This window comes from Hydrogenophaga sp., from assembly GCF_041633695.1.
Classification (GTDB): Bacteria; Pseudomonadota; Gammaproteobacteria; order Burkholderiales; family Burkholderiaceae_C; genus Hydrogenophaga.
In genome coordinates, this window is record NZ_JBFJMY010000218.1 from 1 (window position 1) to 6,828 (window position 6,828).

Here is a 6,828-nt window from a genome sequence, read left to right on the forward strand (position 1 = left end):
CGTCCACCGAGCAGTCGGGCTTGTTTGCCCACCTGTTACCGGCTTTCAAAACAGCCAGCGGCATCGACGTGAAGGTAGTCGCGCTGGGCACGGGGCAGGCGATCGACATGGCCCGCCGCGGCGACGCCGATGTGCTGTTCGTGCACGACAAGGTCAAAGAAGAGCAGTTTGTGGCCGACGGCTTCGCAGGCCAGCGGCTGGACGTGATGTACAACGACTTTGTGCTGATCGGACCCAAGGCCGATCCCGTGAAGACACAGGGCAACGACATCGTGGTGGCCTTGAAAAAGCTGGCGACGGCCAACGCCGAGTTCATCTCGCGCGGTGACAAGAGCGGCACGCACGCGGCCGAACTGCGTTTCTGGAAGATGACCGACACCGACGCCAACAAGGGCACGGGCTACAAGGAGTGCGGTTGTGGCATGGGGCCGGCGCTCAACATCGCGGCGTCCAGTGGCGGCTACGTGCTGGCCGACCGGGGTACCTGGCTGAACTTCAAGAACAAGGCCGATATGGCCGTGCTGGTAGAGGGCGACAAACGCTTGTTCAACCAGTACGGCGTGATGCTGGTGAGCGCGGCCAAGTTCCCGCAGATCAAGACCGCAGAAGGCCAGAAATTTGTGGATTGGGTGACGGGCCCTGCGGGGCAGGCGGTGATCGCGACCTACAAAATCGGTGGCGAACAGCTGTTCTTCCCCAACGCCAGCAAATAGCGCAGGCCATTCACGTCTGCCACGCGCCTACGCGGTGCGTAGCCTCCAGGGCCTGTCCCTGCCGATCACCGGCCAGGTTCAGCCAGGATTTCTGCGCCACGGCGGCTGCAAACACCCACCCAAAATCCGGTCAGCGAAGTCTCTCGCGCAGGACTTCGATGCCCTCGCGCGCCGGTGTTGGACCGCGTGCGACAAGCCCAGCCTGCTCCAAGGGCCAACACGGCCTTGTTTCACTTTGGCGCAATGGCGCAGATGGGTGTATCGCGGTGTTGCATCGGGGAGCAGATGGTGCGCAAAAGGGGGCCAAAAATCGGAGAAAAGCGGTATCTGGGCATGGCATGGAACTTGAGGCAGAGATGGGGCCACTCCAGGCTCTTATCTGCAACCTGTACACCCAGAGGAAGACAACATGCTCTACGCAGCTCCCGGCGCCGCCGGCGCCAAGATCACCTACAAAGCACAGTACGACAACTTCATTGGCGGGCGTTTCGTCGCGCCGGTCAAAGGCGCGTACTTCGATGTCATCACGCCGGTCAACGGCAAGGTCTATACCCAGGCCGCACGCTCCACCGCCGAGGACATCGAACTCGCACTCGATGCCGCGCATGCCGCCGCCGATGCCTGGGGCAAGACCGATGCCGCCACGCGTTCCAACATCCTGCTGAAAATCGCCGACCGCATCGAAGCCAACCTGGAACTGCTGGCCTATGCTGAGACCGTGGACAACGGCAAAGCGATACGCGAAACGCTCAACGCCGACATTCCGCTGACCGTGGACCATTTCCGCTATTTCGCGGGCTGCGTGCGCGCGCAAGAAGGCGCGCTGTCCAACATCGACGACACCACGGTGGCGTACCACATCCAGGAGCCGCTGGGCGTGGTCGGGCAGATCATTCCCTGGAACTTCCCCATTCTGATGGCCGCCTGGAAACTGGCGCCGGCACTGGGCGCGGGCAACTGTGTGGTCTTGAAGCCCGCCGAGTCCACCCCGATCTCCATCCTGATCCTGGCCGAGCTGATCGCCGACCTGCTGCCCCCCGGCGTGCTCAATATCGTGAACGGTTATGGCCGCGAAGCCGGTATGCCGCTGGCGACTTCCAAGCGCATCGCCAAGATCGCCTTCACCGGCTCCACCACCACGGGCCGCGTGATCGCCCAGGCTGCCGCCAACAACCTGATCCCGGCCACGCTGGAACTGGGTGGCAAGTCACCCAACGTGTTCTTTGCCGACATCATGGACAAGGACGACGCCTTCCTCGACAAGGCCATCGAAGGCTTGGTGCTGTTCGCCTTCAACCAGGGCGAGGTTTGCACCTGCCCCAGCCGCGCCTTGATCCAGGAAAGCATTTACGACCGTTTCATGGAGCGCGTGCTCAAGCGCGTGGCCGCCATCCAGCACAAGAACCCGTTGGACACCGACAGCATGATGGGCGCACAGGCTTCCAAGGAACAGCTCACCAAGATCCTGTCGTATCTGGAGCTGGGCAAGGAAGAGGGCGCCGAGGTACTCGCCGGTGGCGGGCAGGCCCATCTGGGTGGTGACTTGGACGGCGGCTACTACGTGCAGCCCACCCTGTTCAAGGGCCACAACAAGATGCGCATCTTCCAGGAAGAAATTTTTGGCCCCGTGCTGGCCGTGACCACCTTCAAGGACGAAGCCGAAGCCCTGGAGATCGCCAACGACACGCTGTATGGCCTGGGTGCTGGCGTGTGGAGCCGCAACGGCAACGTGGCCTACCGCATGGGCCGCGCCATCAAGGCCGGCCGCGTGTGGACCAACTGCTACCACGCCTATCCCGCGCACGCCGCCTTCGGCGGTTACAAGGAGTCGGGCATCGGCCGTGAAACCCACAAGATGATGCTGGACCACTACCAGCAGACCAAGAACCTGCTGGTCAGCTACAGCGAGAACAAGTTGGGCTTTTTCTGACCCACCCCTGCGCCGCGCCTGCGGCGCGTCACCCCCTCAAGGGGGCAACGCTGGCGGTCCGGCAGAGCCGGCTCCGCAGCGCTCTGGGTTCAGACATCTCGCGCCGGAGCTGGTACGCCGCTTCGGCGTTTTCCATTTCGCCGCCACCCGTTACCCGTTCAAGGAGACAGACATGGTCGAAAAAGTCATTGCCACCCCGGCAGCCGTTGAGTTGATCCAATTTCTCAGAACGAAACACGGCCCCGATCTGATGTTCCACCAGTCGGGTGGCTGCTGCGACAACAGCGCGGCCAACTGCTACCTGCCGGGCGAAATCACCATGGGTGCGGGCGACGTGTACCTGGGTGAGATCGGTGGCTGCCCGTTTTACATCGGCAAGGCCCAGTACGCGTATTGGCGCCACACGCAGCTCATCATCGATGTGATCGAAGGCCATGGCGGCACTTTCTCGCTGGAGGGCCCCGAGGGCAAGGCGTTTCATACGCGTTCACGCGTGTTCACCGAGGCCGAGATGGCCGAGCTCGACGCCGAACAAAACCGCTAGGAGCCGACGCTGCTTCTGCCGCGCAAGCGCCTGGTGCGCGGTTCGTGAGCGGTATCAGCCGTCCCGGCGCTGACGGGGCAGTTTGCGGTAGACCGTGGCGCGGCTGATGCCCAGCTTGCTCGCGGCCTCTGTCACGTTGCCACGGGCGTCTTGCACCGCTTTGCGGATCAGCGCGGCCTCCACGTCCTTCAGGCTCGCGCTGGGTGGCGATACCAGTTGTGCGCCGTCGTGCGAAAGCTGGGCCTGCAATTGCAGGCGCAGGCCCGACCACAGCGGCACTTCCAGGGCTGCGCGGTGGTGGCGGCCTTGTTCAAACAGCTGATCGCTGGCCACCGCAAACACATCGTCGGCGTGCGGTAGGCGCTGGCCCGGCACCAGGGCCAATATTTCGGCGGCGGCGCGGTTCGTGCCGGTGAGCCAGCCGTCGCCATCCAGGCAGACCAGGCCGTCGCCGTCCTGACCCAGCGGGCGGTCGAGCCAGTTGATGCGCAGCAGCAACTCGTGCGGTTGTGCCAGCGTCAACGCGTTTTCAATGCTGCGCGCCGACTGGGTCACCAGGTGTTTGAGCGCGGGACGCTCGGGCACCTGGATGCCGGTCAGGTCCAGCATGCCCACGCAGCGACCGTCCGGGCCGAACAGCGGCGCACCGGCGCAGCTGTAGACCGCCGCGTCGTTGAAAAAATGTTCGCCCCGGTGCAGCCAGACCGGTTGCAGTTCGGTGAGCGTGGTGCCAATGGCGGTGGTGCCGACGGCGTGCTCCGACAGGTCCACACCCACGCGAGCGATCAGGTCGGCGTGGGGGTCGTGCCGGTCGATGGGGCCGTTCACGTCGATCACCACGCCCTGTGCGTTGGTGAGGATGGCGAAGTAGCGCGTGTCGGCCATGACGCGGGCCAACGAACGGATCACCGGGGCGGCTGCGCGCAGCAAGGGTTGGCTGGTTTCCAAGGCGGCCGCGACATCGCGCGCCGACACGGCGTTGAACACCAAGGGGCGGTCGTGCGTCTGGCCCAGCGCCAGACAGCGCCGCCACGAGCGGTCGATCCAGGGCGGCACCCACTGGGAGGGGTTGAGCGAGCCTTCCAGCAGGACCTGGCGCCGCGCGGCCTCGATCCGGTCGATGCGATCCAGCGGATGGGTGGAGGTGTGCGGTGGAAGTGGGGTTTGCATGAGGCCGTGCCGTTGCTGCGTTCCGTGGGTCTGAGCCGTACTGTGAGGGCTTCATCGCATGAATGCATTAGAGCAGTGTTTCATTTTGAGAATTTCATCGTGCCGCAGGTGTCCGACTAGGGATAACCCTGAATCGGAGGCGGTGATTGCCTCCAACAATGCATAGGCAAACCCGTTCATAAGGCTGCTGGTGGCTGTGCCCCGGCGGTGGCCCACGGCTCGGCGAAACCACCCCACACAGGAGACTCACATGCAAAAAGTTCTGCACATCAATCCGGACAAATGCACCGGCTGCTTGCAGTGCGAAATGGCCTGTTCGTTCGAGAACTACGGCACCTACGCCACGTCCAAATCGCGCATCAAAGTCTTCGACTTCCACCACACCGGCAAGAAGGTGCCTTACACCTGCACCCAGTGCGACGAGGCCTGGTGCCTGCACGCCTGTCCGGTCGAGGCGATCACGGTGGACAAGCTCACGGGCGCCAAGGTGGTCAACGACTCCACCTGTGTCGGGTGCAAGGTCTGCACCATCGCCTGCCCGTTCGGCACCATCAACTACGTGCAGGAAACCGGCAAGGTGCAGAAGTGCGATCTGTGCGGTGGCGAGCCGGCTTGCGCCGACGCCTGCCCGACCGCTGCGATCACCTTCATCGACGCGAACTGGACCGGCATGGACAAGATGAAACAGTGGGCCGACAAGCTGGGCAACCAGCCGTCAGCGGCCTGATCCGTCAACCCACCAAAGGAGCACCACTATGTCATGGGCTGAAAAAATCCTCCGCGTGGACTTGAGCGCGGGCACCGTCACTTCCGAACCGCTGAACATGGACTGGGCGCGCGCCTACATTGGCTCGCGCGGTCTGGGCAGCAAATACCTGGTGAGCGAAGTCGACCCCAAGGTCGATCCGCTGGCACCGGAGAACAAACTGATCTGGGCCACCGGGCCACTCACCGGCACCATGGCCTCCACCGGCGGGCGCTACACCGTCATCACCAAGAGCCCGCTCACCGGCGCCATTGCCTGCTCGAATTCGGGTGGCTACTGGGGCGCCGAGCTCAAGATGGCGGGCTGGGACATGGTGATCGTGGAGGGTCGATCGCCCAAGCCGGTCTACCTTTACATCAGCGACGATGTGGCCGAACTGCGCGACGCCAGCCACCTCTGGGGCGAAAGCGTCTGGAAGACCGAGGAAATCCTCAAATCCAGTCTGCAGGACCCGCTCACCCGGGTGTCCAGCATCGGCAAGGCGGGCGAAAACGGCGTGCTCTATGCAGCCGTGGTGAACGACTTGCACCGCGCAGCGGGCCGCTCCGGCGTGGGCACCGTCATGGGCAGCAAAAACCTCAAGGCGATTGCGGTGCGCGGCACCAAGGGCGTGGGCAATATCAAGAACCCCAAGGCCTTCATGAAAGTGATCGCCGAAAAGAAAAAGATCCTGGCGGAAAACGCGGTCACCGGCCAGGGCCTGCCCACTTACGGCACCCAGGTGTTGATGAACGTCATCAACGAAATGGGCGCGCTGCCCACACGCAACCACCGCGACAACGCCTTTGAAGGTGCCAAGGACATCTCGGCCGAAGCCATGGCCACGCCGCGCGAGACCGACGGCAAAAAGCAGCTGGTGACCAACCAGGCCTGCTTTGGTTGCACCATCGCCTGCGGCCGCATCAGCAAGATGGACCAGGGCCACTTCACCGTGGCCAACAAACCGCAGTACTGGGGTGCTTCGGGCGGGCTGGAGTACGAAGCCGCCTGGGCGCTGGGCGCGGCCAACGGCGTGAAGGATCTGGAAGCCTTGCAATACGCGTCCATGATCTGCAACGAAGAAGGCATAGACCCCATCAGCTTTGGCGCCACCATTGGCGCGGTGATGGAAATGTACGAAATGGGCGTGCTGACCAAGGAGCAGATCGGCATCGAAGCGCCTTTTGGTTCGGCGCATGCGCTGGCCTTTTTGGTCGAAGAGACCGTCAACGGGCGCGGCTTTGGCAAGGAAATCGGCACCGGTTCCAAGCGGCTGACCGCCAAATACGGCCAGCCCGACCTGAGCATGACCAGCAAGGGCCAGGAATTTCCGGCCTACGACGGGCGCGCCATCCAGGGCATTGGCCTGGCCTACGCCACGTCCAACCGGGGCGGCTGCCACCTGCGCGGCTACACCATCGCTTCCGAGGTGTTGGGCATCCCGGTCAAGACAGACCCGCTGGAACACGAAGGCAAGCCGGAGTTGGTGAAAGCCTTCCAGGACGCGACCGCTGCATTCGACTCTTCGGGCTTGTGCGTGTTCACCACCTTTGCCTGGGGCTTGGCCGATCTGGCGCCGCAAATGGCAGCGGCCTGCGGCGACGAGTACACGACCGAAGAGCTGGAAAAAATCGGTGAGCGCATCTGGAACATGGAGCGCGAATTCAACAACGCCGCCGGTTTCACCGCCAAGGACGACAGCCTGCCCAAGCGCTTGCTCACCGAA

6 protein-coding genes are annotated in these 6,828 nt (G+C 63.5%); 5 read left to right on the forward strand and 1 reads right to left on the reverse strand.

Features of this window, described 5'->3' with window-relative positions; translation table 11 throughout:
• The 3 genes from ABYB95_RS13865 to ABYB95_RS13875 form a co-directional block, all read left to right on the forward strand.
• Positions 1-713 (forward strand): substrate-binding domain-containing protein (locus ABYB95_RS13865; protein WP_372659152.1); only part of this gene is annotated, 713 nt, incomplete at its 5' end.
• Between the two features lie 409 nt (positions 714-1,122).
• Complete coding sequence (locus ABYB95_RS13870) at positions 1,123-2,643, forward strand: aldehyde dehydrogenase family protein (protein WP_372659153.1); 1,521 nt, start codon at positions 1,123-1,125, stop codon at positions 2,641-2,643.
• Positions 2,644-2,815: 172 nt separating this feature from the next.
• Positions 2,816-3,187 (forward strand): DUF779 domain-containing protein, encoded by a 372-nt coding sequence (locus tag ABYB95_RS13875; protein ID WP_372659154.1) that lies wholly within the window; start codon positions 2,816-2,818, stop codon positions 3,185-3,187.
• Positions 3,188-3,241: 54 nt separating this feature from the next.
• On the opposite strand, the gene ABYB95_RS13880 is transcribed toward ABYB95_RS13875, so the two are convergent.
• Positions 3,242-4,357, reverse strand: a complete 1,116-nt coding sequence (locus ABYB95_RS13880; RefSeq protein ID WP_372659155.1) for a helix-turn-helix domain-containing protein — start codon at positions 4,355-4,357, stop codon at positions 3,242-3,244.
• A 250-nt stretch (positions 4,358-4,607) separates the two neighbouring features.
• Between ABYB95_RS13880 and ABYB95_RS13885 the strand changes: the two genes are divergently transcribed.
• Together ABYB95_RS13885 and ABYB95_RS13890 are read left to right on the forward strand one after the other, a co-directional pair.
• The gene (locus ABYB95_RS13885) at positions 4,608-5,084 is read left to right on the forward strand and encodes a 4Fe-4S dicluster domain-containing protein (protein WP_372659156.1); all 477 of its coding nucleotides are present in this window, start codon (positions 4,608-4,610) and stop codon (positions 5,082-5,084) included.
• A 28-nt stretch (positions 5,085-5,112) separates the two neighbouring features.
• On the forward strand, positions 5,113-6,828 hold a 1,716-nt coding region (locus ABYB95_RS13890; RefSeq protein ID WP_372659157.1), incomplete at its 3' end, for an aldehyde ferredoxin oxidoreductase family protein.

Bases quoted from the DNA above. Each gene is read 5' to 3' on its own strand.
- ABYB95_RS13870 (WP_372659153.1), top strand. From the start codon at position 1,123: ATGCTCTACGCAGCTCCCGGCGCCGCCGGCGCCAAGATCACCTACAAA.
- ABYB95_RS13875 (WP_372659154.1), top strand. From the start codon at position 2,816: ATGGTCGAAAAAGTCATTGCCACCCCGGCAGCCGTTGAGTTGATCCAA.
- ABYB95_RS13880 (WP_372659155.1), bottom strand. From the start codon at position 4,357: ATGCAAACCCCACTTCCACCGCACACCTCCACCCATCCGCTGGATCGC.
- ABYB95_RS13885 (WP_372659156.1), top strand. From the start codon at position 4,608: ATGCAAAAAGTTCTGCACATCAATCCGGACAAATGCACCGGCTGCTTG.